The sequence below is a fragment of the Pseudomonas sp. MM213 genome (genome assembly GCF_020423045.1).
Lineage (GTDB): Bacteria > Pseudomonadota > Gammaproteobacteria > Pseudomonadales > Pseudomonadaceae > Aquipseudomonas > Aquipseudomonas migulae.
The window spans coordinates 6,182,010-6,207,705 of record NZ_CP081943.1 but is presented as its reverse complement, the minus strand read 5'-3'; the positions used below and the strand labels follow the sequence as shown (position 1 = coordinate 6,207,705).

Annotated in this window: 24 protein-coding genes, 1 tRNA gene and 1 pseudogene; 17 read left to right on the top strand and 9 right to left on the bottom strand. The window is 58.4% G+C overall.

Annotated elements, in window-relative coordinates:
• Positions 1-13: 13 nt before the first annotated feature.
• From K5R88_RS28245 to K5R88_RS28185, 13 genes and pseudogenes are all read left to right on the top strand, one after another.
• Positions 14-739 carry an urea amidolyase associated protein UAAP1 gene (locus K5R88_RS28245; protein WP_008025773.1) on the top strand — a complete coding sequence of 242 codons (726 nt, stop codon included), beginning with the start codon at positions 14-16 and terminating at the stop codon, positions 737-739.
• Positions 740-750: 11 nt separating this feature from the next.
• Positions 751-1,392: an urea amidolyase associated protein UAAP2 gene (locus K5R88_RS28240; RefSeq protein ID WP_017336948.1), complete on the top strand. Its 642-nt coding sequence runs from the start codon at positions 751-753 to the stop codon at positions 1,390-1,392.
• Positions 1,393-1,683: 291 nt separating this feature from the next.
• Positions 1,684-5,310 carry an urea carboxylase gene (uca, locus tag K5R88_RS28235; RefSeq protein WP_226298765.1) on the top strand — a complete coding sequence of 1,209 codons (3,627 nt, stop codon included), beginning with the start codon at positions 1,684-1,686 and terminating at the stop codon, positions 5,308-5,310.
• 25 nt (positions 5,311-5,335) lie between these two features.
• A complete protein-coding gene (gene atzF, locus K5R88_RS28230; protein WP_226298764.1) occupies positions 5,336-7,102 on the top strand; it encodes an allophanate hydrolase in 1,767 nt (588 codons plus the stop codon).
• Positions 7,103-7,295: 193 nt separating this feature from the next.
• Positions 7,296-8,783, top strand: coding sequence for a sensor domain-containing diguanylate cyclase (locus tag K5R88_RS28225; protein ID WP_008036200.1), 1,488 nt, complete (start codon positions 7,296-7,298; stop codon positions 8,781-8,783).
• Between the two features lie 6 nt (positions 8,784-8,789).
• Positions 8,790-8,984 carry a cysteine-rich CWC family protein gene (locus K5R88_RS28220; protein WP_008025763.1) on the top strand — a complete coding sequence of 65 codons (195 nt, stop codon included), beginning with the start codon at positions 8,790-8,792 and terminating at the stop codon, positions 8,982-8,984.
• 57 nt (positions 8,985-9,041) lie between these two features.
• Positions 9,042-9,734 carry a pseudouridine synthase gene (locus tag K5R88_RS28215; RefSeq protein WP_226298763.1) on the top strand — a complete coding sequence of 231 codons (693 nt, stop codon included), beginning with the start codon at positions 9,042-9,044 and terminating at the stop codon, positions 9,732-9,734.
• Between the two features lie 313 nt (positions 9,735-10,047).
• Positions 10,048-10,932 (top strand): alpha/beta fold hydrolase, encoded by an 885-nt coding sequence (locus tag K5R88_RS28210; RefSeq protein ID WP_008025760.1) that lies wholly within the window; start codon positions 10,048-10,050, stop codon positions 10,930-10,932.
• A 174-nt stretch (positions 10,933-11,106) separates the two neighbouring features.
• A tRNA-Gly gene (locus K5R88_RS28205) sits at positions 11,107-11,180 on the top strand.
• A gap of 337 nt (positions 11,181-11,517) precedes the next feature.
• The gene (locus tag K5R88_RS28200) at positions 11,518-12,066 is read left to right on the top strand and encodes a PAAR domain-containing protein (protein ID WP_226298762.1); all 549 of its coding nucleotides are present in this window, start codon (positions 11,518-11,520) and stop codon (positions 12,064-12,066) included.
• Positions 11,966-12,625 (top strand): annotated as a pseudogene (locus K5R88_RS28195) (hypothetical protein); the annotation flags it as partial. The gene K5R88_RS28200 and the pseudogene K5R88_RS28195, both read left to right, overlap by 101 nt.
• On the top strand, positions 12,610-12,975 hold the full coding sequence (locus tag K5R88_RS28190; protein ID WP_008036195.1) for a DUF7079 family protein: 366 nt from the start codon (positions 12,610-12,612) through the stop codon (positions 12,973-12,975). The pseudogene K5R88_RS28195 and the gene K5R88_RS28190, both read left to right, overlap by 16 nt.
• A 350-nt stretch (positions 12,976-13,325) precedes the next feature.
• Positions 13,326-13,880 (top strand): magnesium transporter, encoded by a 555-nt coding sequence (locus tag K5R88_RS28185; protein ID WP_223449599.1) that lies wholly within the window; start codon positions 13,326-13,328, stop codon positions 13,878-13,880.
• Between the two features lie 52 nt (positions 13,881-13,932).
• On the opposite strand, the gene K5R88_RS28180 is transcribed toward K5R88_RS28185, so the two are convergent.
• From K5R88_RS28180 to K5R88_RS28160, 5 genes are read right to left on the bottom strand one after another with little or no spacing between them, the layout of a single operon-like run.
• Complete coding sequence (locus K5R88_RS28180) at positions 13,933-14,250, bottom strand: cytochrome C oxidase subunit IV family protein (RefSeq protein WP_007988247.1); 318 nt, start codon at positions 14,248-14,250, stop codon at positions 13,933-13,935.
• A gap of 54 nt (positions 14,251-14,304) precedes the next feature.
• On the bottom strand, positions 14,305-15,015 hold the full coding sequence (locus K5R88_RS28175) for a heme-copper oxidase subunit III family protein (protein WP_207286107.1): 711 nt from the start codon (positions 15,013-15,015) through the stop codon (positions 14,305-14,307).
• A 6-nt stretch (positions 15,016-15,021) separates the two neighbouring features.
• Positions 15,022-15,714 (bottom strand): cytochrome c oxidase subunit 3, encoded by a 693-nt coding sequence (locus K5R88_RS28170; RefSeq protein WP_008036190.1) that lies wholly within the window; start codon positions 15,712-15,714, stop codon positions 15,022-15,024.
• Positions 15,711-17,486 carry a cytochrome c oxidase subunit I gene (gene ctaD, locus K5R88_RS28165; RefSeq protein WP_008036188.1) on the bottom strand — a complete coding sequence of 592 codons (1,776 nt, stop codon included), beginning with the start codon at positions 17,484-17,486 and terminating at the stop codon, positions 15,711-15,713. The genes K5R88_RS28170 and ctaD overlap by 4 nt, the downstream gene beginning before the upstream one ends.
• 43 nt (positions 17,487-17,529) lie before the next feature.
• Positions 17,530-19,008 (bottom strand): cytochrome c oxidase subunit II, encoded by a 1,479-nt coding sequence (locus tag K5R88_RS28160; protein ID WP_226298761.1) that lies wholly within the window; start codon positions 19,006-19,008, stop codon positions 17,530-17,532.
• Between the two features lie 455 nt (positions 19,009-19,463).
• Here K5R88_RS28160 and K5R88_RS28155 point away from each other — a divergent pair, with 455 nt between their 5' ends.
• Positions 19,464-19,802, top strand: coding sequence for a hypothetical protein (locus K5R88_RS28155; protein WP_008036183.1), 339 nt, complete (start codon positions 19,464-19,466; stop codon positions 19,800-19,802).
• A 613-nt stretch (positions 19,803-20,415) separates the two neighbouring features.
• Complete coding sequence (locus K5R88_RS28150; protein ID WP_192420568.1) at positions 20,416-20,682, top strand: short-chain dehydrogenase; 267 nt, start codon at positions 20,416-20,418, stop codon at positions 20,680-20,682.
• A gap of 298 nt (positions 20,683-20,980) precedes the next feature.
• Here K5R88_RS28150 and tam read toward each other — a convergent pair whose 3' ends face one another.
• Positions 20,981-21,751 (bottom strand): trans-aconitate 2-methyltransferase, encoded by a 771-nt coding sequence (gene tam / locus K5R88_RS28145; protein ID WP_207286103.1) that lies wholly within the window; start codon positions 21,749-21,751, stop codon positions 20,981-20,983.
• Positions 21,752-22,144: 393 nt separating this feature from the next.
• On the opposite strand from tam, the gene K5R88_RS28140 reads away from it, so the two are divergent.
• Both K5R88_RS28140 and K5R88_RS28135 read left to right on the top strand, forming a co-directional pair.
• Positions 22,145-22,648 (top strand): inclusion body family protein, encoded by a 504-nt coding sequence (locus K5R88_RS28140; RefSeq protein WP_008025740.1) that lies wholly within the window; start codon positions 22,145-22,147, stop codon positions 22,646-22,648.
• A 126-nt stretch (positions 22,649-22,774) separates the two neighbouring features.
• Entirely contained in the window at positions 22,775-23,311 is a 537-nt protein-coding gene (locus K5R88_RS28135) for an AidA/PixA family protein (protein ID WP_226300292.1), read from the top strand.
• Positions 23,312-23,409: 98 nt separating this feature from the next.
• Here the strand turns inward: K5R88_RS28135 and K5R88_RS28130 are convergent, their stop codons facing one another.
• From K5R88_RS28130 to K5R88_RS28120, 3 genes are all read right to left on the bottom strand, one after another.
• Complete coding sequence (locus K5R88_RS28130) at positions 23,410-23,913, bottom strand: DUF4142 domain-containing protein (RefSeq protein ID WP_223416125.1); 504 nt, start codon at positions 23,911-23,913, stop codon at positions 23,410-23,412.
• 73 nt (positions 23,914-23,986) lie between these two features.
• Positions 23,987-24,145: a KGG domain-containing protein gene (locus K5R88_RS28125; RefSeq protein WP_008025734.1), complete on the bottom strand. Its 159-nt coding sequence runs from the start codon at positions 24,143-24,145 to the stop codon at positions 23,987-23,989.
• Between the two features lie 117 nt (positions 24,146-24,262).
• Positions 24,263-25,612, bottom strand: a complete 1,350-nt coding sequence (locus K5R88_RS28120; RefSeq protein ID WP_008036168.1) for a sensor domain-containing protein — start codon at positions 25,610-25,612, stop codon at positions 24,263-24,265.
• Between the last annotated feature and the right edge of the window lie 84 nt (positions 25,613-25,696).

The following is a 25,696-nucleotide window of genomic DNA, read 5'->3' as shown; positions in this document are numbered from 1 at the left end:
GAGGATTTTGCACATGACTGATTCGACCCAACTGTTCCCCCCCTTCGCCGAGGAAATGCTCCCCGGCGGCGGCCATCGTTCCTTCGTCCTGAAGCGCGGCCAATTGCTGCGCCTGACCGACCTGCGCGGTGGCGCCAACGTCAGCCTGACGCTGCTCAACGCCAACGAAAAAACCGAACGCCTGAACCTGCCCGACAGCCTCAAATGCCAACACACCGCCAAGCTCACCACCGGTCATTGCCTGTATTCGGACATGGGCCGCGTGCTGGCGGCGATCACCGCCGACACCTGCGGCTGGAGCGACAGCCTCGGCGGTGTGCTGTGCGCTGAAGAAGTCGCGGAAAAATACGGCGCGGGCCGCTATCAGGAACTGCGCAACGGCTTCTTCCGCAACGGCACTGACAACCTGTTGGTGGAACTCGGCAAGTGGGGTTTGGGCCTGTCGGACTTGCTGATGACCCTCAACCTGTTCAGCCGCGTAAACGTCGATGAGGCCGGGCGTTTCCACTTCGTCGAAGGCAACTCCAGGGCCGGCGACTACATCGAGTTGTACGCGCCGATGGACACGCTGGTGGTGCTCACCGCCCTGCAACATCCGATGGACCCGTCGCCGGAATATGCACCAAAACCGTTGAAGCTGAGCTGGATGAACGCCGACGCCAGTGTCGCCGAACACTGCCGCACCTCGCGCCCGGAAAACGAGCGCGGCTTCATCAACACCGACCGCCTGTTCGCCTGAGGATCGCTGCCATGTCACTCGCAATCGCTACCGCTCAAAAGCATCCAGAAACAGCGGTCTACCGCGCCACCATTCCCGCCGGCGAACCGTGGCTGATGGAGGTCAAGGCCGGCCAGACCCTGCGCATCCTCGACCTGGAAGGCAATCAGGCGGTTGATACGTTGTTCTACAGCGTCGCCAACCCGAAAGAACGCTACGACGTGCAACGCACCTTGCGCCGGCAGAACAGCGTCTACCTGAGCACCGGCAGCGTGCTCTATTCCAACCTCGGCAAACCGATGCTGACCATCGTCGCCGACACCTGCGGGCGCCACGACACCCTCGGCGGTGCCTGCGCGCAAGAGAGCAACACCGTGCGCTACGCCCTGGAAAAACGCTACATGCACAGCTGCCGCGACAACTACCTGCGCGCCTGCGTCCACGACGGGCGACTGGGCAAGGGCGACATCGGGCCGAACATCAACTTCTTCATGAACGTGCCGGTCACGGCGGATGGCGGGCTGACGTTTGAGGACGGTATTTCGGCGCCGGGCAAGTACGTGGATTTGCGAGCGGAGATGGACGTGATCGTGCTGATTTCCAATTGTCCGCAACTGAATAATCCGTGCAATGCCTACAACCCTACGCCTGCGGAGCTGCTGGTATGGAACTGAAACTGAACCGTCTGCGTCGCTGGTTGTTTGCCTTGTGCCAGGCCCGTTCCGGGCAGTGCCTCAAACCTCAGGAACACCACTAACCCCCTGTGGGAGCGAGCCTGCTCGCGAAAAACCCAAGTGCACCGCGGGGCATCTGGTTTTACGCGTAATCGTTCACGACCATCGCGAGCAGGCTCGCTCCCACAGGGTTCAGCGGTGTTCTGAAGACTTGTGATTTTCCGCCGGGGACGACCCCGGCGCCCAACGAAAAACTGCGGGACGGCCCGCATCCCCTCCAGGGGTTATGCCATGTTCGAAAAAGTCCTGATTGCCAACCGTGGCGCCATTGCCTGCCGCGTCCTGCGCACCTTGCGTGAACTGCACGTCAAAGGCGTCGCCGTTTATTCCGAAGCCGATGCCGCGAGCCTGCACATCCTGCATGCCGATGAAGCCCACAGCCTTGGAGAAGGCGCCGCCGCCGGCACCTATCTGGCGGTCGATAAAATCCTCGCCATCGCCAAAGCCACTGGCGCCACGGCGATCCATCCCGGCTACGGTTTCCTCTCGGAAAACGCCGCATTCGCCGAAGCCTGCGAAACCGCCGATATCGCGTTCATCGGCCCGACGCCAGAACAGCTGCGCGTGTTCGGCCTCAAACACACCGCGCGCGCCCTGGCCAAGCAACACGGCGTGCCGATGCTCGAAGGCACCGAGCTGCTCGACAGCCTCGACGCGGCATTGATCGCCGGCGATCAGGTCGGCTACCCGGTGATGCTCAAAAGCACTGCCGGTGGTGGTGGCATCGGCATGCGCGTGTGCCGCAACGCTGGCGAGTTGGGTGAATCCTTCGAAGCCGTAAAACGCCTCGGCCAAAACAATTTCAGCGATGCCGGCGTGTTCATCGAGAAGTACATCCAACGCGCCCGACACCTGGAAGTTCAAGTGTTCGGCGACGGTCGCGGTGAAGTGATCGCCCTCGGCGTGCGCGACTGTTCGGTACAGCGGCGCAACCAGAAAGTCCTCGAAGAAACCCCGGCGCCGAACCTGCCCGACGGCATGGCCGATGAGCTGTGCGCGGCGGCGATCAAACTGGCAAAAGCGGTGAACTACCGCAGCGCCGGCACCGTGGAATTTGTGTTCGACAGCGCAGACCAGCGCTTCTACTTTCTGGAAGTGAACACCCGTTTGCAGGTGGAGCACGGCGTCACCGAACAGGTGTGGGGCGTGGACCTGGTGCGCTGGATGGTGGAACTGGCGGCGGGTGATTTGCCGCCGCTGAGCGTATTGAGCCAAGGCTTGAAAGCCGAGGGCCATGCGATTCAGGCGCGGCTTTATGCGGAAGATCCGGGGCGCGATTTTCAGCCAAGCCCAGGTTTACTGACCGCTGTAAATTTCCCTGTCGCCGACGGCAAACAGCTGCGGATCGACACCTGGGTCGAGGCCGGTTGCGAGATACCGCCGTACTTCGACCCGATGATCGCCAAGGTCATCTGCTGGGCGCCGACCCGCGAACAAGCGCGTGCGGATTTGCATCAAGCACTGGGCGACAGCCAGCTCTACGGCGTGGAAACCAACCGCGATTACCTGCGGCAGATTTTGCTCGACGCGCCGTTCACCAGCGGCCAACCGTGGACCCGTTGCCTCGAAGGCCTGGTGTATCAGGCCAACACTTTTGAAGTGCTCAGCGCCGGTACGCAGACCAGCGTTCAAGACTATCCGGGGCGACTCGGTTACTGGGCCGTGGGCGTGCCGCCGTCAGGGCCGATGGACAGTCGCGCATTGCGATTGGGCAACCTTTTGCTGGGTAACGACGAAGGCGCCGCCGCCCTGGAGATCACCATGAGCGGGCCGTTGCTGCGCTTCAATTGCGAGGCGGTGGTGGCGGTCACCGGAGCAGTGATTCCGCTGACGTTGAACGGCGAAACCGTGGCGATGAACACGGCGCTGTTGATTCCGGCAGGCGCTACGTTGAGTCTCGGCACGATTGGCGGCGCAGGCGCCCGCAGCTATCTGTGTGTGCGCGGCGGGCTGCAGGTGCCCGATTATCTGGGCAGCAAAAGCACCTTCACCCTTGGACAGTTTGGCGGCCATGGTGGTCGCGCATTACGGGCCGGCGATGTGTTGCATGTGCCGGCGTTGACCGATCACAGCGTCGGTGAGCAACTGCCTGCAATCGCTGAGCTGCCTGCCGTGCGGCAGATCCGGGTGATCTACGGCCCCCATGGCGCACCGGAGTATTTCACCGAAAACTACATCGGCACGTTTTTCGAGACTCAGTGGGAAGTGCATTTCAACTCCAGCCGCACCGGCGTGCGTCTGATCGGGCCGAAGCCGGAATGGGTGCGTGCGGACGGCGGTGAGGCGGGGCTGCACCCGTCGAATATCCACGACAATCCGTATGCGATTGGCGCCGTGGATTTCACCGGGGACATGCCGGTGATTCTGGGGCCCGACGGCCCGAGCCTCGGCGGGTTTGTGTGCCCGGTGACAGTGATCGAGGCGGATCTTTGGCAACTCGGCCAGCTCAAGGCCGGGGACAAAGTGCAGTTCCTTCCCGTCGATCTCAAAACCGCCCGCAACCTAGCCTTGAAATGGAACCCTTGTAGGAGCCGGCTTGCTGGCGATGGGGCCCTAACAGACACCGCGTCAACTTCATCGCCAGCAAGCCGGCTCCTACAGGGGGTTGTATCGCCTGTTGTTATGGAGATTGGCCAGGACGATACGCGGTTGGTTGCGCGACTGTCGGGGGATACGCACCTGTTGCTTGAGATCGGCGCACCGGAACTGGACCTCGTCCTGCGCTTCCGCGCCCACGCCCTCATGCAAGCCCTGGAAAGCAAACACCTGCACGGCGTGATCGACCTCACACCCGGCATCCGTTCGCTGCAAGTGCACTACCAACCCGAGCAACTGCCGCTGGCCGATCTGCTCGGTATCGTCGCCGGTGAATGGGACGCGGTGTGCGCCGCCAAGGATCTGCAAGTGCCGTCGCGCATCGTGCATCTGCCGCTGTCCTGGGACGATCCGGCCTGCCAATTGGCGATCGAGAAATACATGACCACCGTGCGCAAGGACGCACCGTGGTGCCCGAGCAATCTGGAGTTCATCCGCCGCATCAACGACCTGCCGAACCTCGATGAAGTGCAGCGCACGGTGTTCGACGCCAGCTATCTGGTGATGGGGCTGGGCGACGTCTACCTCGGTGCGCCGGTCGCCACCCCGCTCGACCCGCGTCATCGTCTGGTGACCACCAAATACAACCCGGCCCGCACCTGGACTGCGGAAAACTCGGTGGGCATCGGCGGCGCGTACATGTGCGTGTACGGCATGGAAGGCCCCGGCGGTTATCAGTTCGTCGGTCGCACGTTGCAGATGTGGAACCGCTACCGCGAAGTCGCCGCGTTCGATGGCAAACCGTGGTTGCTGCGCTTCTTCGACCAGATCCGTTTCTACCCGGTGAGCGCCGATGAACTGCTGCGCATCCGTCGGGATTTCCCCCTCGGGCGCTTCGATTTGAACATCGAACACAGCCAGTTGAACCTCGCGGACTACCAGGCGTTCCTGACCAAAGAGTCCTCGAGCATTGCAGCTTTTCGGGATCAACAGAAAGGCGCGTTCAACGCCGAGCGCGAGCGCTGGATCGCCAGCGGCCAGGCCCACTTCGACAGTGAGGAAGCGGCCCCGGAAACGACCGAAGACGCACCGTTGGCCAGTGGCGAAATGAGCGTCGACAGCCACATCGCCGGCAACCTCTGGCAGGTCCAGGTGGAGACCGGCAGCCGCGTCGCTGCCGGCGATGTGCTGGTGATTCTGGAGTCGATGAAGATGGAAATCCCGCTGCTCGCACCGATGGCCGGCGTGGTGCGCGAAATCCGCGTGCAACCGGGTTCGGCCGTGCGCGCCGGACAGCGCGTCGTGGTGCTGGAACTCGACTGAACCCATTTTGCAAAGGACTCACTTCATGACCATCAATCTGCAACTCGACGCCCTGCGCAGCGCTTATCGCGACGCCAGCATCACACCGCGACAGCTGCTGCTGAACCTGCGCGATAAAGCCGCCGCCCTGAACCCGGACTATCACCTGTTCATTCATTTGCTCAGCATTGAAGAACTGGAGCCGTACCTCGCCGCGCTCGACGGCCGCGATATCGACAGCCTGCCGCTGTACGGCGTGCCGTTCGCGATCAAGGACAACATCGATCTGGCGGGCATTCCGACCACGGCAGCGTGCCCGGCATTTGCCTATGTGCCGCAGCAGTCGGCGACCATCGTCGAGCAATTGCTGGCGCTGGGCGCGATTCCGCTGGGCAAGACCAATCTCGACCAGTTCGCCACCGGCCTCAACGGCAGCCGCTCGCCGTATGGCGCGTGCCCGAACAGCGTGTTGCCGGAATATCCGTCGGGCGGTTCCAGCGCCGGTTCTTCGCTGGCGGTGGCGCTGGGCGTGGCGAGTTTTTCGTTGGGCACGGACACGGCGGGCTCGGGGCGAGTGCCGGCGGGGTTGAACAATCTGGTGGGGATGAAAGCCACCAAGGGGTTGATCTCCACGGCGGGCGTGGTGCCGGCGTGTCGTACGCTCGATTGCGTCACGACCTTTACCGCGACGGCTCGGGAAGCCAGTCAGTTACTGGCGCTCACCGCGCATCTCGATCCACGGGACGAATACAGCCGCCGTAATCCGCTGTGGAATGACGGCTCGGCGTTCGGCACACCGCGCCCCTTTCGCTTCGGCGTACCGCGTGCGCAGGACCTGGAGTTCTTCGGTTGCCCTGAAGGTCCGCTGTTGTTCGGCGATGCCATCGACCGGCTCAAGGCGTTGGGCGGTGAAGCCGTGGTACTGGATTTGTCGCCTTTCCTTGAAGCGGCGCGCCTGCTGTATGAAGGCCCGTGGGTGGCGGAGCGCTACAGCGTCGCCGGCGAGTTGATGGAGCAAAATCCTCAAGCGGTGTTGCCGGTGATTCGTGCGGTGCTGGCCAAGGCACCGGCGGTGAACGGTGTGCAAACCTTCCGCGCCCAATATCGGCTGCAAGCCTTGAAAGCGCTGTGCGACAAAGCGCTGGAAGGACTCGATTGCGTGGTCACGCCAACCATCGGCCGTCCCGTCACACTGGCAGAGCTTGAGGCTGAGCCGGTGCTGCGCAATTCGGAACTGGGTTACTACACCAACTTCATGAACCTGCTCGATTACGCCGCCGTCGCGGTGCCGAGCGGGTTCATGGGCAATGGTTTGCCGTGGGGCGTGACGGTGTTTGGCCGGGCGTTTACCGATCAGTATTTGTTGAGTGTGGCGGATGCGTTTCAGCGTCGCTCTCCTGCGCCCGCAACGGTCGCGCGCAACGATCGTGCACGGTTGGTGGTGTGCGGCGCGCATCTCGATGGGCTGGCACTGAACTGGCAGTTGAAGCGGCGCGGTGCGACGTTGGTCGAGACGACGTTCAGTTCGCCGGACTATCAACTGCATGCATTGGCCGGTGGCCCGCCGTTTCGTCCGGGGATGGTGCGGGTGAAGGATGGCGGCGTAGCGATTGCGGTGGAGGTCTGGGAGTTGCCGAGCAGTGAGTTGGGGTCGTTTTTGACCGGGATTCCGGCGCCGCTGGGGTTGGGCAAGGTGCAACTGGCGGATGGGCGTTGGGAGAGTGGGTTTATCTGTGAGGCGTATGGGCTGGAGGGGGCGGTGGATATCAGTCATTTGGGCGGATGGCGTGCGTACCTGACAGATTTGAGGTGATCTTTCGATTCGCGGGCAAGCCTCGCTCCTACAGGTTTACGCAATCCCCTGTAGGAGCGAGGCTTGCCCGCGAAGACGTCAGCACAGGCACCACAAGACCTGATCCTCGCCGATTCACCCCACAAATCCCGCAGTTATTTCCCCGCAGTCCCACTAGAATGCTCCCCAACGGGTCACTGCCAACGGAATCGCCATGCTGCTTCACTCGCCGCTGTATTCGCAACGTTCGCTGGTCCTCACGCTGATCGCGCTGCTGGGCGCAGGTTTTCTCGCCACGTCATTTCTCAGCTACTACGCCTCGCGCGCCTCGATCCGCGACAACATCGTCAACACCGAGCTGCCGCTGACTTCGGACACGGTCTACTCGGAAATCCAGAAAGACCTCGTCAGACCGATCCTGATTTCCTCGATGATGTCCCGCGACACCTTCATGCGTGATTGGGTGGTCAACGGCGAACACGACCCCGACCAGATGACCCGCTACCTCAACGAAGTCATGACCCACTACGGCGCCTACACCGCATTTTTCGTCTCCAACGGCACGCTCACCTACTACCACGCCAAAGGCGTGCTCAAGCAGGTCAAGGTCACTGAGCCGCGCGATGCCTGGTATTTCCGCGTGCGTGACATGGCTGCCCCTTACGAGATCAACGTCGACCCGGACCTGGCCAACAAGGACAACCTGACGTTCTTCATCAACTACAAGGTCTACGACTACAACAACCGTTTCATCGGCGCGGCAGGCGTTGGTCTGACCGTCGATGCGGTGATCAAGCTGATCGACAAGTATCAACAGCGCTATCAACGCAGCGTGTATTTCGTCGACAGCTTCGGCCGATTGGTGCTTACCGGTGCCGAGGGTGGCCCGCAGGGCGCGCATATCGGCCAGAAACTCAACGACCTGGAAAGCATGAAAGGCCTGGTCAACCAGCTGCCCAAGCCCCACAGCGGCAGCTACGAATATTCCGTCCAGGGCCAGGGCCATTTCCTCAACGTGCGCTTCATTCCAGAACTGAACTGGTACCTGTTCGTCGACAAACGCGAAGACGGCGCCCTCAGCGAAATCCGCCAGTCGCTGTACCTCAACCTGCTGATCTGCTTGCTCGTGACCCTGACTGTGCTGGCCCTGCTCAATCGGGTGATCAAGCGTTATCAGGGCAAGATCCAGGCGCAGGCGACCCTCGACAGCCTGACCGAACTGCCGAACCGTCGCGGCTTCGATCTGCTGGCCGCACAAGCCATGCACGAAGCCCAACGCGAGCCGAAACCGCTGACCGCGTTGCTGCTGGATCTGGACCATTTCAAGGCCTTGAACGACACCTACGGTCACCTCGCCGGCGATCAGGTACTGATCGGCTTCGCAAGGGATCTGGAGAGTTGCCTGCGCCATTCCGACATCGTCTGCCGTTGGGGCGGCGAAGAATTCATCGTGCTGCTCAAGGACACGGACGGTGAGACCGGTCTGATGATTGCCGAGAAAATTCGTCAGCATGTCGAAGAACAGCTTTATGCCTACAACGGTCACACCTTGCATCTGACGGTCAGCATTGGCTTGACCACGCTGCAACCGGATGACACCTTGCACACCCTGCTCTCCCGCGCCGATCATGCGATGTATCGGGCCAAGCAATCCGGCCGTAACCGTACCTGCGCGGAAATGCCTCACACCAGTTATGCATAGTCCTACATGAACAAGCCTGAATTCTGCCCGGCCTGCGGCGCCTCCAACGACTGCACCCTGGCCGACCCGCGAACCGCCGATCGGGCCTGCTGGTGCTACGGCGTCAGCATCGACCCGGCAGTGCTCGAAGCACTGCCGCCCGAACTGCGCGACAAATCCTGCCTGTGCCCGCGCTGCGCGCAGGTCGAGGCGCAGTTGTAAGCATCCTTGTGGCCGATCACGTAAGATGCGCGGCCCCTTTCCTGCCGATGTTTTGTCATGCGTGTTGACCGTTTCCTCAGCAACCTGCCCCGCTTCAACCGTAAGCAGGTTCGCCTGTTGCTGGTGGAAAAGCGCGTGCGGGTCAACGGAAAAATCGTCAGCGACCCTCACACCGAGGTGCTGGAGTTCAGCCGCGTCGAAGTCGATCAAGAAGTGCTTCAACTAGGCAAACCCGCCCGCTATTTCATGCTGCACAAGCCACCCGGTTGCGTCAGCGCCACCCGCGATCCGGAGCACCCGACGGTGCTCGATCTGTTCGACGAACCGGACAAGGACGACCTGCACATCGCCGGCCGCCTGGATTTCAACACCACCGGCCTGATGCTGATCACCAACGACGGCAGCTGGTCGAGACGACTGACCCAGCCGCAGACCAAATTGCCCAAGGTCTACTACGTCGAGACCGAGCAGAACATCGGCCCGGAATATGCTTTGAAATTCACCGAGGGCCTGTACTTCGCCTTCGAAGACCTCACCACGCTGCCGGCCGAACTGGCGCTGCTCGGGCCGAAGTCAGCACGGCTGAGCATCGTCGAAGGTCGTTATCACCAGGTGAAGCGGATGTTCGGCCACTTCGACAACAAAGTACTGCGCCTGCACCGCGAACGCATGGGGCCGCTGGTGCTCGACAGCACGTTGAAACCGGGCGAATACCGCCCTTTGAGCGATGAAGAGATCGGATTGATCTAAGCAGCCTACCGCTCAGCAGAAGTTGTCGAACAATTTACGAATGGCACTTGCGCGATGCCGACTCCCCTGCTTGAATCAGGTCGTCAGCCGAAATGTGACTGACGAGTCACAACATACATCTAAGAAACTTTTTGTCGGTTAGAGAACCTCAAGGTTCCGCCTCAGACCGACAGACTGCCCGCCAATAACAACACCCGTCGACCGGACTGCAATGGATCGACATGGGCCTTCAAATTCCAGGCATATGCCTACCTGTCACAAAGCTCGTGCAATCTCATTTGCGCGCATACCCGCTTGCCAGGAGTCTTATGACATGAGGCCAGAAATCGCTGTGCTGGATATACAAGGTCAGTATCGGGTTTACACGGAGTTCTATCGCGCAGACGCCGCAGAGAAGACCATTATCTTGGTCAACGGCTCGATGGCCACGACTGCGTCGTTTGCACAAACCGTGAAAAACCTCCACCCGCAGTTCAATGTGGTCTGCTACGACCAGCCCTACGCGGGCAAGTCAAAAGCCCACAACCTGCATGAGAAATTGCTGACCAAGGAAGTCGAAGGGCAGATCCTCCTGGAGCTGATCGACCACTTCGCCGCCGAACACGTGCTGTCGTTTTCCTGGGGCGGCGCCGCGACCCTGGTCGCCCTCGCCCAACAACCGCGACGGATCGAAAAAGCCGTGATCAGCTCGTTCTCCCCGGAGATCAACGCGCACATGCTCGACTACCTCGAGCGCGGCGTCGACTACCTCGGCAGCCGTGACGGCGACCGGGTCGGCAACCTGGTGAACAGCACCATCGGCAAACACCTGCCGACCCTGTTCAAGCGCTTCAACTATCGTCACGTCAGCAGCCTGGCCGATCATGAATACGGGCAGATGCACTTCCACATCAGCGACCTGCTGCACAGCGACCGCCAGTGCTTCTTCAAGGCGGCAGAGAAAATCAACGTGCCGGTGCTGTTCATGAACGGCGAATGGGACGAATACACCGCCGCCGATGGCGCGGCTTTGTTCGCCAACCACGTGCAACACGCCACGTTCACGACGCTGGATGCGACGGGCCACTTTCTCGACATGGAACACAAAGCCGCCTGCCGAGACAGTCGCAATGCGTTGCTGGGTTTCCTGAAACCTGAGCAACAGGCAAGCCGACCGCGTTACCACTACGTCCAGGACCAACATGCATTGTCCATTTGAAACAGCGTCATCGCGAGCAAGCTTCGCCGCCTAATGCAGTCCTGTAGGAGCGAGGCTTGCCCGCGAACGACCGTCACCCGGTCTGATGTCTTGTTTCACCTGTGCCAAAGCCATCTCGCGCAAAGAAAAACTTCATTTCCACGCGCACATCTGGTACAAAGTCAGCCGCTCTGAGCGGGTGTCGTATAATGGCATTACTCCAGCTTCCCAAGCTGATAACGAGGGTTCGATTCCCTTCACCCGCTCCACTATTTTCAAGGCCTCCAGCCTACCCCGCGTCAAAAAGGTGTCTGTTAAGGTGTCTGTTAAGGTGTCTGTTTCTGGTTTTTCAGAACACGAACAAACTAAAAACAGATACCAGCGCTTAGTTGACTTAGACCTATCCCCCCCTCCTGCACGCTTGCAACTGGCCAACACACCACTATTCGCATGCCACCCACAGCTGATCAAGCTTAGTCATACAACTCTGGCTCATCATCTCCCATCCCATGCCCAGGCATGACCCCGCGAACATCCGCGCGGGCTATTTCTCAGCACAAGTCTGATACAGTCGGCCCCGTTAAATTCGTTGACAGGGAGTCAAGCATGGCAAAGCCAGCTGCACGAATCACCGACCCAACCAGTTGTCCCATACCTGGGCACGGCTCCAAAGCTATCGATGTGTTCTTCGACGGCCTTGCAGCCGCTCGCAAAGGGGACACGTGCACTTGCGGTAGTGCGTTAGCCTCGGAAGTGTCCGGCACAGTGTTTATCAACGGCAAGAACGCCGCATTGGTCGGCACTGTCGGCACCCATGGCGACGTCGTGATCGGCGGTTCGGGTACGGTCATCATCGGAAGCTCCCACACCCCTGCCCCCTTTACTCCGCCTACGCCCATGGTCATTCACGGGAACTGGATCGGTTTTAAGATTTCCGCAGAAGAAAGCTACAAAGGATTTGCTTGCACGGCTCACTTTGACGATGGGTCTTCCATGCCCGGCGTCTTTGACGCAAACAACTCGGTCAAATTTTCCAACCCCACCGGAAAGGCATGCCATAAAGGACGAACGCGTCCGCGCAAGCTACGAGGGCAATATTCGACGAATGTCACAGCAGATATTCGCCGAGGTGCGGGCCGGCAACATAAGCGTTGAGGACGCGACAAAGTTCAGCAATGAGATGCGCAACAAAATCATGCTCGAACACCGCAAGCTGACCTCTGCGCAGGGCCTGGCCATCGTGCAAAAAAAGAAGAAAACCGGGAAAACACACAGCGAAATCCTGAACGAAAAATCTCAAACCCAGTTCAACAAAAATTACGAACAACTTTCAAAGGCCCAACAAAAAGAAGTCCTGTACAAAGCGCTGGAGCGGTCCGGAAGTGCCAATGCCAAGTTCACCTCTGGCACCAAAATCATGTCTGTTATGGGCAAGGTTGGCATCATCATGACAGCGGTGCTGGCCACTTACCAAATACTGAACGCAGACGACAAGGCCAAGGAAACGGCTCGTCAAGCCACGATCCTGGGTGGTGGTGCGGCGGGTGGATTTCTGGCGGGTTTGGGCATATCCGCACTTTGTGGTCCTGGAGCTCCGGCTTGCGCCATAGCCGTTGTTCTCATCGGTAGCATTGCTGGTGGCATTGCAGGCGGGGTCGCGGCTGATACGTTCGACGCAGAGCTAGAGGAGCTGGCCCATTGGGACATATTCTGACCCCCGCGGAACGAGCCAGCATCCAGATCGCGCTGGCAGAGGCTTTTGTAGACAGCACTGTCGACTACGCCTCTATTGCAGAACGAATCCGGGGCTATGACCCAAAGGTCGTTGAAGACATCTTGTACTCAGAGGTCGCGCCTGTGTGTTTCAGCAACCTTGAAACGCCCGTCCCTCCTGTTTGGACTGGTTTTCAGGATGAATGGTTACTAGATGAAATAGCCAAAGAACTCAAAGCGCGAGAAAACAGTTGGCTGCGACGTAGCTTCGACCTGTTAAAAGTTACATGGCTACGCTACAGCTACGGTTACATTTGGAAGGAGCTCATGAAATTTAATCAATTCCAGTAGCCCACCTGCACCAGCTTCCCAAGCTGATAACGAGGGTTCGATTCCCTTCACCCGCTCCAATCGAATTTATGTCTCACGTCAGGATGGTTTTGACGGGGGATGCAGGAACACAAAAAACCGGTCCAAGTGACCGGTTTTTTTGTGCCCTGAATCTGGAATCCCGCGAGCCAGCCGCAAGGCCAGCCGACCCGATGCCCCTACCCTGCCCGCACGCCATGCGGTGCTATACTTTTTCATGGCTTGAACGAAGTGAGAAGCGTTGCCCACGGGTACCGAAACCGACTGCAAATTCCGGCAAACGGCTGCAAGACAAAGGAGGTCTACGGCAAGCACGGGATGGGAGGTGTGGCATGAATCGACACTATTACATCAGTGACAATCTCGACGACCTTGAAGCCGTTGAAAATGAACTGGAAGCCAACGGCATCAACTCCGAACAAATCCATGTGCTCAGCGAACGTGTGGCTGATGTTGAACAACATCACCTGCACGAGATCAACTCGCTGATGGAGCAGGATGTCGTTCACTCTGGCGAAATCGGTGCGGTGATCGGTTTGCCACTCGCCGCGTTGGTCCTTGGCGGCGCCTACTGGCTGGGCTGGACCGAATCCGTCGCAGGCTGGATGCCTTTTATCTTTCTCGCCGTTGTTATATTCGGCTTCTGCATCTGGGAAGGCGGTTTTTTTGGTATTCAGGTGCCAAACGCTCACTTCCGCAGTTTTAAACAGGTGGTAGAAGAGGGAAAACACATTTTCTTTGTGGACGTCGAGCCGAATCAAGAACCGGTATTGGACGGAGTTATCGAACACCATCCACTGCTGAAGATTGCCGGTACGGGCACGGCAGCCCCTCACTGGACAGTCGCCTGGCTGCACAGGTGGCATCAGTTCAAACGAACGATATAACGGCATTGGTTGCCGATCAGTCCCCGGAGGCTCAAGGTCGTCCGGGCGTTTCCTATTGACCGAAGAAAATCACCCGGCTGAGAAACACATAGTCCGCCTCGGTGGCCATCAGTCCGACAAGCACCAGCAAACACAACGGTGGCACCAGGATGGCGTAGACCATGGCCAATCGCTCCCAGGCCATGTGCATGAAGATGGAGACGATCAAACCGGCCTTCAGCAACATGAAGGTGATGATCAGGGCCCAGCGAAGGTAGCCGTGGAAGTGAAAGTAATCGACCAGGTACGACAGGGTACTGAGGACGAATAACAGCCCCCAGATTTTCAGGTACAGGCTGATCGGATGTTGCTGACCTTGAGCATGCGCCATCATCAGTGCTCCTCTGCGGATCCTGCTCTCCCCTTCATGAACAGCGTCCCGGACTTACCATAAGTAGAAAAACGCAAAAATAAACACCCACACCAAATCCACGAAGTGCCAGTACAGCCCGGCTATCTCGACGTTTTGATAGTTTCCGGAGCGCTCATAATCTCCCCGCAATACTTTCCTCGCCACAATGCTGAGGTAGAGGGCGCCGATGGACACATGCAGCCCGTGAAAACCGGTAATCATGAAAAAGCTGGCGCCAAATTGCGCTGCTCCCATGGGGTTCCCCCAGGGACGTACCCCTTCTGCGATGAGCTTGCTCCATTCAAATGCCTGCATGCCGACGAAGGTCACGCCCAAGGCAGCGGTCGCCAACATCAGGGCCGTGGTTTTCGCGCGATCACGGCGATAGGCATAGTTCACGGCCATGGCCATGGTGCCGCTGCTGCTGATCAGCACAAACGTCATGATGGCGATCAGAATCAGCGGGATTTCTCGACCGGCGATGGTCAAGGCGAACACTTCACTGGGGTTTGGCCAGGCCGTGGTGATGGTCATGCGAACCGACATGTAGCCGGTCAAGAAACAGGTGAATATAAACGTGTCGCTGAGCAGGAATATCCACATCATCGCCTTGCCCCAAGGCACCTGCTTGAAAGCCTCCTTGTCCGAGGCCCAGTCATTGGCGATGCCTTGCCATCCTGGTGCAGACGGCGAGCCGAGGGGATTGGATGAACTTTCGCCTGGAGCTTGTGGATGCGATGCCATGGCTGATCACCTCAAGCCGCAGAGTCTGGCGATGGCTTCATAAGTCTGTGGCGTGCTGGTCAGCAAAGCGAATAACACAATCCACAGACCCAATAAGTAATGCCAGTAGATGGCACAGAGTTCTACGCTGGCGCTGAGTTGCGGCAACGGCACGCGACTCAGGAATCTGGCGACGGTCCTGCCCCAGGCAAACAACCCGCCCAGCAGGTGGAGCCCGTGTACACCGGTCAACAGGTAGAAGAAACTATTGGCCGGGTTGCTGGCGACAAAGTAGCCCCAGGCGACAAACTGCTGCCAGACCCAGAACTGCCCCGCCAGAAACGCAATTGCAAATACGCCTCCCACTACAAAGCCAATGACCGTTGCGTTCAGCCGGGCCTGGCGAGCGGCCATGCGCGCCCACTGCAACGCGATGCAACTCAACACCAGAAATGCCGAATTCACCCAGAGTTGCCATGGATTGGCTAACGGCGCCAAGGGCTCTGTCAGCGGTAGCCAGTCAGACATTTGTGAACGGGCGATAAAGGCCAGCAGAAAGAGAAAGAACAACGAACTCACCACGACCAGAAACAGGCGCAGGCCTATTTTTGCGGTCTGGTTTCGATTGGCACCTTCAGCGGACTGAATCCCTTCGGGATCACGACTCCAGCTGCCGTTAGGGTCCGCGCCATCGGCGTTTTTCAACAGCAGTCTGTTCATGTTTTAACGTCCGCTGCCCGGGTTCCGGCACTGAGCTGCCGCATCTGCTCCAGCTCCTCGGCGGAGACTGTTTGCGGCACGAAATCCTGTTCGATCCCCGGAACGCTGTAGTCATAGGCCCAACGATGCACGACCGGCAGCTTCGCGCCCCAGTTACCGTGTATCGGCGGAGTGTTCGGCGTTTGCCACTCCAGGCTGGCCGCGCCCCACGGGTTGCCGCCAGCGGGCTTGCCCTTGAATGTGCTCCAGGCCAGGTTGAACACAAACAGCAACTGGGAAACGCCGACGGTCAAGGCCACCACCGTAATGAAAGCATTCAACTCTTGCGCCGACTGCGGGATGAACGCGTAGTTGTCATAAGCGTAATAACGGCGCGGCATGCCCTGGAAACCCAGGTAGTGCATGGGGAAGAAGATGGCGTAGGTGCCCAGGAAGGTAATCCAGAAATGCAACTTGCCCAGCGTGTCATTCAACAGGCGCCCGGTGACTTTCGGAAACCAGTGATAAATGCCGCCAAACACCACCAGTACCGGCGCGACGCCCATGACCATATGGAAATGGGCGACGACGAAATAGGTGTCCGAGAGCGGAATGTCCACGATCACATTGCCGAGAAACAACCCGGTCAGGCCACCGACCAGGAAGGTGACGATAAAGGCCAGGGCAAACAGCATCGGCACGGTCAGATGAATGTCGCCGTGCCACAGGGTCAGCACCCAGTTGTATACCTTCAATGCAGTCGGCACCGCGATGATCAAGGTGGTGACGGCGAAGAAAAAGCCAAAGTACGGGTTCATTCCGCTGACATACATATGGTGCGCCCAGACCACAAAGCTGAGTACGCCAATCGCGATAATGGCCCACACCATCATTCGGTAACCGAAGATATTTTTCCGCGCATGGGTGCTGATCAGGTCCGAGACCAGGCCAAACGCCGGGAGCGCAACGATGTAGACCTCCGGGTGGCCAAAGAACCAGAACAGGTGCTGGAACAAGATGGGGCTGCCCCCTTGATGATCGAGTTGCTGCCCCAGCGAGATGATCGCCGGCATAAAGAAACTGGTGCCCAACAGTTTGTCGAACAGCATCATGACGGCGCTGACAAACAACGCCGGGAACGCCAGCAAGGCCATGATCGAGGCCATGAAGATTCCCCACACCGAGAGCGGCATGCGAAACAACGTCATGCCGTGGGTGCGCGCCTGCAACACCGTGGTGACGTAGTTCAACCCGCCCATGGTGGCGGCAACAATAAAAATCGCCAGAGAGACGAGCATCAGGACGATGCCCCACTCGACTCCCGGTGTCCCCTGAGTAATGGACTGTGGCGGATAGAGCGTCCAGCCCGAACCGGTGGGGCCGCCCGGGACAAAGAAACTGGAGAGCAACACCACGACCGCCAACAGGTAAAACCAGTAGCTGAGCATGTTGACGTAGGGGAAGACCATGTCGCGGGCGCCCACCATCAGCGGGATCAGATAGTTGCCGAAGCCCCCCAGAAACAAGGCCGTCAGCAAATAAATAACCATGATCATGCCGTGCATGGTCATCGCCTGGTAATAAGCACTGGCGTCCATGAACGCCAAACTGCCGGGGAAGCCGATCTGCATGCGCATCAAGCCGGACAGCACCACGGCGATAAGACCCACGAACAGCGCCGTCAAGGAATATTGAACGGCAATGACCTTGTGGTCCTGACTCCAGATGTATTTGGTCAGGAAACTTTTCGGCTCGTGCAGTGCCTCTGTTTCGGCTTGCTCCGCATAGGCCATCACGTCATCCTCCTGCCGAAGTTTCAGTGTGTTTCTGGCGGCTTTACGGCGATTTCCCTGGCTCAGCCTTGCTCGCTTCAGCGTCAGCGTTCGCTTTGGATTTGATAAAAGCGATCAGGGCGTTCAGCTCCTTGTCGCTCGGCGTGAAGGGCGGCATAACGGCTGCGTAGCCCTTGACGATTTTGGCAGCGGGATTGAGAACCGACTCTTTCAAATAGCCCTCATCGACCTTGATGCTCGTACCGTCGGCAAGGGTTTCTGCCTTGCCATACAGGCCCTGCCAACCGGGGCCGATACCCTTGCTGCCATCGACACTGTGACAGGCCAGACAACCGAGCGACTGCGCCAGCCGCTGTCCCTGCGCCACCAGATCGTCACCTGAACCCGACACGTCGCCGGTAGACGGTTCTTCGGCTGGCTGCCCGGCACCCAGCGATTTGATCAGGGCGATGAGAGCAGCCAATTCATCATCCTTGAGAGTATAGGCCACCATCACCGGCGGGTAGCCTTGCACCAGGCGGGCCTTCGGATCGAGGATCGACTCTTTGAGGTAAGCCTCATCGACCTGCACGCTGCTGCCATCGGCGAGTTGTTCGGTGCGGCCGTACAAGCCCTTCCATCCCGGGCCGAGACTGGCACTGCCATCCTGGCTATGGCAGGCATGGCAGCCGTATTGCTCGACCAGTTGGCGACCTTTTTCCAGCACGCTGTCCCGACCGGGCCTGGCGGCTGTGGTCAATGTCTGCGCAAAGGTCGGCTGGCTGCCCAGCCATTGCGCGAAGGCGGCCTGGTCGACCACGATCATATTGCCGCGCATATTGTAATGACCGACGCCGCAATACTCGGCACACAGCACTTCATACTTGCCCATGACAGTTGGCGTAAACCAGAAGTACGACACCATTCCCGGCACCATGTCCATCTTGCTGCGAATCTGCGGTATATAAAAATTGTGCAGAACATCTTTGGAGCGCAACAAGACTTTCACCGGTTGATCGACCGGCAGACGAACTTCATTACTTCTGACTATTACATCGTCCTGCCCAACAGGGTCCTTGGGATCAAGACCGAGTGGATTGACCGAATCAACAAGCTTGATATCCGACTTCCCCAACTTCCCGTCCTGGCCCGGAAAACGAAAAGCCCATTGCCATTGCTGGGCGACCACCTCTAGTTCATACGCATTTTTTGGCACCCGGATAAAATCGTTATAAACAACAAGACCCGGCGCCAACATCCCGGCAATCCCGATCGACGTCACGACAATCAGCCAGAATTCCAACCGTTTATTTTCTGGCTGGTAGGCGGCCCTGACGCCCTCCTTGTGACGGAAACGCATGACGGCCACCGCCATGAACACGGTGATGGCGATGAAAAATATCCCGCTGATGACCAGCGTGATGAACAGCGTGGTGTCTATTGAACCCCAATTGGAAGCGGGTGGTGCCGCATGCCAGGGCGCTAATAAATGGAAGAGCACGGATGCAATAACGATCAGGACAAGAATAATTGCCATTGCCATTTTGCCTTCTTCCTATTCCTGTCACTCATTGGCATGCATAAGCATCCCCACAGAACAGCAGCGTCTAATCACGACTCATCCGACGCCAAAACAGGCTGACCCAATACCACCTTTCGTCGTGGCAAAGTTCGCTGGAAGTATAGTTCATGGGCGCTACAGACGCTGTTGCTACAAGGCCCGCGCACCTGGATATTCCAACCTGGGCATCAAGCTGATTATTTAAAATCCATTCGCTATATCTAACTGTCTCTATTAAGTAACACCCCTTCGGACTAATAAGGCGCGCAGAGACATCGAGTAAGCGAAACGCGGTGGCCAGCTATAATTAGTATCTGTGTTACGCAGGCAGGGATCGGCTGAAAATGCCACTGAAGACGGTCCTTGTCGGGTATAGCGGTCAGACCCATGACGGCTAAGAGCTACAACGTCCAGCCGTCCACAACGGAGATTTCGTCATGAGTGCCTTGACGATCGAAGGCTGGTGCAAATTCAACGGCGCACAAAAATCGACCCCAATAGGTGAAATCCATTTTTACGTCGATGGCCCCCTCCACCGGGGCCTGGAGGAGGCTGAAGAACGCTTGCAGGAGACCCATGAAAAGGAAGCCATGGTTGACGTCGACATGAGCACACTGGAGTTGATCTTGCCAGGGGGCTACGGGCCTTTGTCCGACTGCCAGATGCGCGTCTATATCCACAACGAGCGCGGCCAGTTTCATCTGGTGGGACATCGAGCGAGTGATGGCTGCCTGATCTACAGCAACGCGGTTTTGGTTGATCAGTTGATTGATTAGCGGCTAAGGGATTTTCGGTTCTCAAATGCGCGAAAGGGGCGGACGAAAAGAGTGGCGTCTGCCCCCTGCTTCATCAACGCGTCGCGACGATAAGGTGTCGGGTGGGGCATAGGAATAAATTAACGTTTTCACATAAAGTCGATGCTTTGTTAGCGTTTTTCTCGGGCCAGTAAAGGTTTTTTATGGGCGGGACTTGTTGGGACACTGACACTTCATCCTGAACGGCCAATCAACACCTGAAAAACCAGGGGTCAAGTACACGAATACTGGTGGCCAAAAAGTGGCCAATAGCTGAATAGGCAAGGTCCTACACGACTCTGGGAATTGTCCGTAGACTTGTCCATTGCTGTGCTTTTGTCATGAGACCTATAGTCCGAACGCGCCCAAATGGCGTATTGGGTTTGGCGACTCGATGGTAAAGGCATAGAAACCTCCGGGTCCGCTCGGAGCGTTTCTAAGCGCTTGGCTACTTTTTTTTGGTGGCTGTGCGTGGGAGACCTTCGGGTCTGCCGGTTTGTGCCTTGTCCGGTTCGCCAACCCGCGTACAGCTGCCACCCATTGTTTGGCGACAACGAGTGGCAGGTGACTTCACTTCACTTCAAGGTAACCACTCATGAATGACTACATGGCTTTAACCAGCAACGCCGACGACCTCCCCACCTTCTACGTCAACACCACCCAACCGCTGCATTCCCTTCTCAGCTCCGCCCGCTACAGAATCGGCGCGGTAACGCAGGTCCTGGAAAACCTCGCGATGCGTGGTGAAATCATCACCGACTCGGTGATTCTCAGCGACTTCGCACTGCTCTGCTCCATACCGCTACGCGATGGCTGCGATGTGATGGATGTCATTGCGCGACGTATGGATACGGAAAAGTAGTGCCGTGATTTGAGGGCGTCTTTCGAGGCGCTCTCCGCATTTAACCGCCCCACGTATAGTTTCCGTATAGATCCCCGCCCCCCAGTAAAGAAGCCGTAGCGCCCCCTCAAACCCGCCCAAAAACCACCTACCCTGCCCTCTCACCTTTCACGCAGAGATCAGCATGGACAATTCAGAGTTGGGGCTCATGATCATTTCAATGATCGGGTTATTCGGCTTTGCGTCGTTTCTTTTCGATTACTTGAGCACCAAGCGAAGGGACAGATGACGTTCCGCGTTATCCGTCCCTTTTCCGCACTTAGCGGGTGGCGACGATGAACAATCGCGGGAATGGCAGCAGCACCGAACCATCGCTCAGCGTCGGGTACGCCTGTTCGATAGCGGTGTGATATTGCTTGAGGTATTGCGCCTTTTCCGCGTCATCCAGCGGTTCGAGAAACGGCCGCAAGCCGCTGCCCTTGAACCACTCGACCACGCCTGACGCACCGCCCGCCAGCGGATGATGGTAGGTGGTGCGCCACACATCGACGCGCGCGCAGTGCGGTCGCAGCATCGAGTAATAGTCGCTGGCACTGGCCATTTCCGTGCGTTGCCCGGCGGCGTCGGCCAATTTGCTGGCCCACGGGCCATCGGCAGCGACTTCGCGCATCAGGCGATGGGACGGTTCGTTGAGGTTGTCGGGCATCTGAATCGCCAGGCTGCCACCGGGAGAAAGCTTGCTCACCAGAGCCGGCAGCAAATTCGCGTGATCGGGCAGCCACTGCAACACCGCATTGGCGAAGATCACGTCGAACGGGCCGCTCTCGTTCCAGGTGCCGATATCCACGGTGTCGAATTGCACCTGCGGCAAGCGCTTGCGGGCGGCTTCGATCATGTCGGTCGAACTGTCGACGCCGCGCACCGTGGCGCTGGTGAAGCGTTCCAGCAACAGCTCGGTCGAGTTGCCGGGGCCGCAACCGATGTCGATGGCCGAGCGTGCTTCAACGGGCGGGATCGCCGCGAGCAGATCCCGGGCCGGGCGCGTGCGTTCATCTTCAAAAGCGACGTATTGCTTGGCGGACCAACTCATTGCGTTCTCCTGTCGAATCGTTGTCCGGGCCTTGGCCGACAACCGGTTCGCTACGATACCTCGCCCCACGCATCCCTCCCTACCCGACTTTTGGATGTTCGAAGGATATGCAGGTCGTTTCTTATCGCCAAATGATCAGAATCCATAACCATATCGACCGTTCGTCGAGCCACCACCAAAGCAGTTTTGACAGCCTGAATTTCACTTCTATAGTCCAATCGCGGCCCGTCGGAAGGAACCCGAACCCGTTGGTTTGTACTCAAGGAGCAAGGCCAGCTCATGCCCGTGACAGGTGGGTTCCGTCCGTAGTGTTTGCGCAACGACCGCAAGGCAAGCAAGCGTTGTTGAGCCTGGAAAGATGCCAGGCATTCACTATGAACAAGGAGTTTCACTATGTCTCGAGTCACGGATGTACTGGTTTCCATTGACACCGAAACCATTCTGAAAAACTACCCGAACATCAGCAAAAACCCTGCTGCACCAACGCTGATCGACGTCAATCACGTGTACATGGTGACCAACCAGAACAACGTGGTGAGCGGCCAGGCCGGCGGCGAACTCAACTTGAAGGCCCAGGTGGGCGACCTGATTCGCTGGCGTGAAACCAGCCTGTCGCAGAGCTTCGAGACCGCAGTGATTTTCTACAAGTTCGTCGGCAATATCGGCCTCGACTTGATCTCCACACCCACGCCACGCAAGGCTGTCGCCTGCGTTGCCGTGCCCAACACCAGCAATCCATCGGTGCCCAGCTGCCAGAAAGTCGATAACCATTACTGGTCTTCGGAAACCCTGTCCAGCGGCAGCGTGACGTATCACTTCCACTTCCTGATCGTGGATCGCGAGTGCAAGATCGTCGGCTGCTGCTCGTGGGACCCGTTCATTACCATCCGCAACTGACGAGCGTCAGGCCCCTTGGCAACGAGGGGCTTTTGCTGACTGCGTTGCCGCCTCGACAGGAACGGAATGCCTTGCATAAACCGAAGCGGCTACCGTCAAGTGTCACCATCATGAAAGGAATCCATGATGACTTCCGAACCGATCAAATCTCCTTCCTCAAGCGTCGCGACTGCCAACAATGTGTTGCTGATCGTCGATGCCGAATCACTGCTTCTACGCTACCCGGACCCGAGTCTTGAGGCGGACAATCCGACACCCATTTCCGATGGATTCGTCTTCAGCATCAACGGATCGCCAGAACCACAAAGTACAACAAATGACAGCCTGATCACGTTGACCGCTGGCAGCAATGCGACTTTCCATATCCGTGGAAGAACCGTCAGCTTGCTCGCTGAGCACAGCGTGGTGTTTTACGAGATGTCTGTGGGTGACGCCGGCGTATTGTCGACGCCGGAACTGGTGGTACGGGGCAGCCTGACAGTGCCAGCACCCGACGCTGAAAACCCGACTGAACCGGGCACTCACCAGGCCGATGATCATTATTGGGCATGCACCCGACTCGCCGCCGGAGTTGAGGCGTGTGAGCTGCATTTCATGCTGGTTGATAAAAACTGCGAGGCGTTGGGGTATTTCAGTTGGGCGGTTGAAGTAAGGGTGCCCTGATCTGTAGGAGCCGGCTTGCTAGCGATGGCATCACCGCGGTTAATCAGCCACACCGCGTTGTCCGGATCGCCAGCAAGCCGGCTCCTACAGAAAGCGCGTCAGCAATCTGCTTGCAGCGCCCTGGCCATTTGCAGGTGGTTCTGCAGTTTGGGCAGGGTTTCTTCAGCGAAGGCTTTGATTTCCGGTACGTCCGTGCTCTGCGCCTCCTGCTCCAGTTGTTCGATGGCTTCCTGCGTGGTTTTCACCTGGCTGGCGGCGTATGCCTGATCAAAAGAATCGCCCTCCTGCACTTGCGGCATCAAGGCTTTGGCCTTGTCGACCACCTCTTCCCGTGGCGCTACCGGCAGATCCAGTTGCCTGGCGATTTTCGCCAGGTGCTGGTTCGCAGTGGTGCGGTCGTTGATGACGATGATGGTGAAGTCCTTGATCTCTTTGGATTCGGATTTCTGGTGCGCCAGGCGACTGGCTTCGATGTCGGCCATGCCTTTGGCCGAGGCATCGTTGATGAATTCGGCGGGGGACTGGGCAAAGGCACTGCTGGCACACAGGCCCAGTAACGTGGCAAATCCGGTGCTGCATAATCGGGTGGCCATCTGGCTCATGGTCGCGCCCTCCTCTCTATAAATTCAAACGGGAGCTTTCGCTCCCGCCTCTCAATCAAAACCACTTTCACCACTACTTGGATTTCTGGCCACCTTTGCGGCCCATGTCGGGTTTCAAAGGTTCTTTATCGACAGTCGTGGTGGTCGTTTTCCCACCTTTGCGACCGGCTTCAGACGCCTTCGTTCGATCGTTGGCGAAACTTCCCGAGTTCGAGTTTCTTGAGTTAGGCATGATTCTCTACCTCTTGGTGATGATCGCAGCGAGCAGGAGCCCGCATAGGATCTGAATTTCCATCACCGCAAAGGTTTAAAAAAAAAGGGATCGACGCGACGAACGGTGCCGTGGTTTTCAGGCCCCGAGTCGCAGGTGATGCTGGCGTTTGGCTGTGTACATCGCCTCGTCGGCATGGCGGAACAATTGCTTTTCTTCCGTGCCATGCTCGGGAAAATGTGCGACGCCGATGCTCAATTGAATGTTCAGGCTGTGCCCATCCAGCCGCAGCGGTTGCGCCAGGATATGACGGATTTTGCCCGCCACGCTGTCGGCATCTTCCGAGGCCTGAATGGTGTGCAGCAGCACCACGAACTCATCGCCGCCGATGCGCGCCACGGTGTCGGTTTCCCGCACGCAGCCTTTCAGACGATTGGCGACCGCTTGCAGCAGCATGTCGCCGACTGCATGGCCGTGGGTGTCGTTGACTTCCTTGAAGCGGTCGAGGTCGACGTACAACAGCGCCATGCGCCCGCTTTCCGACTTGGCCAGTGCCAGTGAGGCTTTCAGCCGGTCCCGGAGCAACTCGCGATTGGGCAGTTGGGTCAGTTGATCGTATTGGGCCATGCGCTGCAGTCGGGCGTGCAACTGCTTGCGCTCGATGGCGGTGGCGACCTGGGCGCACACGAACTGCAACAGTTCCTTGTCTTGCTCGGTGTAGCGCTCGCCGCCCGCCACGCTTTTGACGATCAGCGCGCCGATGGTGCCTTTCTGGGAGTTCAACGGCACGCCCAGCCAGCATGGCGAATGCTGGCCCGTGACCAGCGCCTCGAATCCAGCGGGGGTGTTTTCCTGATTCGGGGTCAGCAGGATCGGTTGACCGCTGCGGATCACTTCGGCACACAAGCGTCCGGTCACCGTTCCAGGCTGTTCGGGTTGCTGCTCGTTGTCGTCGACGTGGTAAGGGAAATTGAGCTGCGCGCAATGCTCGTCATACAGCGCCACGGAGAAGTTCAGCGCCGGCAGCCATTCACCGATGATCAGGTGGATGCGTTTGAACAACGCCAGCAAATCCTCCGCCGCGTGGGCCGCTTCGGAGATCGCGTACAGCGCCGCTTGTCGGGACTCGGCCTGCTTGCGTTCGGTGATGTCACGGGCCACGGCGATGCGCAGTTGATCGACTTCCGACCAGCGTGCGGACCACAGGATATGCACCACCCGGCCATCCTTGCGCACGTAGCGGTTTTCGAAGTTGAGTTTGGGGTCGCCGCCCATGATCTCCCGCGCGGCGTCGAGGGTGCGCTGGCGGTCGGCGGGATGCACCAGTTCGATCATCGGCTGGCCGACCAACTCGTCAGGCGTGTAGCCGAAAATGCGCTCGCAGGCCGCGCTGACAAAAACGAAGCGACCCTGTTTATCGACCGCGCAAACGGCGTCCAGCAGTAGATCGATGTAACTCGCCGACGGCGCGGAATTTCTGGTTGCCATGGTGCAGAGAGCATGTCCGAACAATGCAGCAATAAAGAACCATCCCTGACCAGTGATGATGCCGCTGACGCGTCCCTGCGATCA

What these genes read in the sequence shown, in the direction of transcription:
- K5R88_RS28245 (WP_008025773.1), top strand. Translation starts at nt 14, where the DNA reads ATGACTGATTCGACCCAACTGTTCCCCCCCTTCGCCGAGGAAATGCTC.
- K5R88_RS28240 (WP_017336948.1), top strand. Translation starts at nt 751, where the DNA reads ATGTCACTCGCAATCGCTACCGCTCAAAAGCATCCAGAAACAGCGGTC.
- uca (WP_226298765.1), top strand. Translation starts at nt 1,684, where the DNA reads ATGTTCGAAAAAGTCCTGATTGCCAACCGTGGCGCCATTGCCTGCCGC.
- atzF (WP_226298764.1), top strand. Translation starts at nt 5,336, where the DNA reads ATGACCATCAATCTGCAACTCGACGCCCTGCGCAGCGCTTATCGCGAC.
- K5R88_RS28225 (WP_008036200.1), top strand. Translation starts at nt 7,296, where the DNA reads ATGCTGCTTCACTCGCCGCTGTATTCGCAACGTTCGCTGGTCCTCACG.
- K5R88_RS28220 (WP_008025763.1), top strand. Translation starts at nt 8,790, where the DNA reads ATGAACAAGCCTGAATTCTGCCCGGCCTGCGGCGCCTCCAACGACTGC.
- K5R88_RS28215 (WP_226298763.1), top strand. Translation starts at nt 9,042, where the DNA reads ATGCGTGTTGACCGTTTCCTCAGCAACCTGCCCCGCTTCAACCGTAAG.
- K5R88_RS28210 (WP_008025760.1), top strand. Translation starts at nt 10,048, where the DNA reads ATGAGGCCAGAAATCGCTGTGCTGGATATACAAGGTCAGTATCGGGTT.
- K5R88_RS28200 (WP_226298762.1), top strand. Translation starts at nt 11,518, where the DNA reads ATGGCAAAGCCAGCTGCACGAATCACCGACCCAACCAGTTGTCCCATA.
- K5R88_RS28185 (WP_223449599.1), top strand. Translation starts at nt 13,326, where the DNA reads ATGAATCGACACTATTACATCAGTGACAATCTCGACGACCTTGAAGCC.
- K5R88_RS28180 (WP_007988247.1), bottom strand. Translation starts at nt 14,250, where the DNA reads ATGGCGCATGCTCAAGGTCAGCAACATCCGATCAGCCTGTACCTGAAA.
- K5R88_RS28175 (WP_207286107.1), bottom strand. Translation starts at nt 15,015, where the DNA reads ATGGCATCGCATCCACAAGCTCCAGGCGAAAGTTCATCCAATCCCCTC.
- K5R88_RS28170 (WP_008036190.1), bottom strand. Translation starts at nt 15,714, where the DNA reads ATGAACAGACTGCTGTTGAAAAACGCCGATGGCGCGGACCCTAACGGC.
- ctaD (WP_008036188.1), bottom strand. Translation starts at nt 17,486, where the DNA reads ATGGCCTATGCGGAGCAAGCCGAAACAGAGGCACTGCACGAGCCGAAA.
- K5R88_RS28160 (WP_226298761.1), bottom strand. Translation starts at nt 19,008, where the DNA reads ATGGCAATGGCAATTATTCTTGTCCTGATCGTTATTGCATCCGTGCTC.
- K5R88_RS28155 (WP_008036183.1), top strand. Translation starts at nt 19,464, where the DNA reads ATGAGTGCCTTGACGATCGAAGGCTGGTGCAAATTCAACGGCGCACAA.
- K5R88_RS28150 (WP_192420568.1), top strand. Translation starts at nt 20,416, where the DNA reads ATGAATGACTACATGGCTTTAACCAGCAACGCCGACGACCTCCCCACC.
- tam (WP_207286103.1), bottom strand. Translation starts at nt 21,751, where the DNA reads ATGAGTTGGTCCGCCAAGCAATACGTCGCTTTTGAAGATGAACGCACG.
- K5R88_RS28140 (WP_008025740.1), top strand. Translation starts at nt 22,145, where the DNA reads ATGTCTCGAGTCACGGATGTACTGGTTTCCATTGACACCGAAACCATT.
- K5R88_RS28135 (WP_226300292.1), top strand. Translation starts at nt 22,775, where the DNA reads ATGACTTCCGAACCGATCAAATCTCCTTCCTCAAGCGTCGCGACTGCC.
- K5R88_RS28130 (WP_223416125.1), bottom strand. Translation starts at nt 23,913, where the DNA reads ATGAGCCAGATGGCCACCCGATTATGCAGCACCGGATTTGCCACGTTA.
- K5R88_RS28125 (WP_008025734.1), bottom strand. Translation starts at nt 24,145, where the DNA reads ATGCCTAACTCAAGAAACTCGAACTCGGGAAGTTTCGCCAACGATCGA.
- K5R88_RS28120 (WP_008036168.1), bottom strand. Translation starts at nt 25,612, where the DNA reads ATGGCAACCAGAAATTCCGCGCCGTCGGCGAGTTACATCGATCTACTG.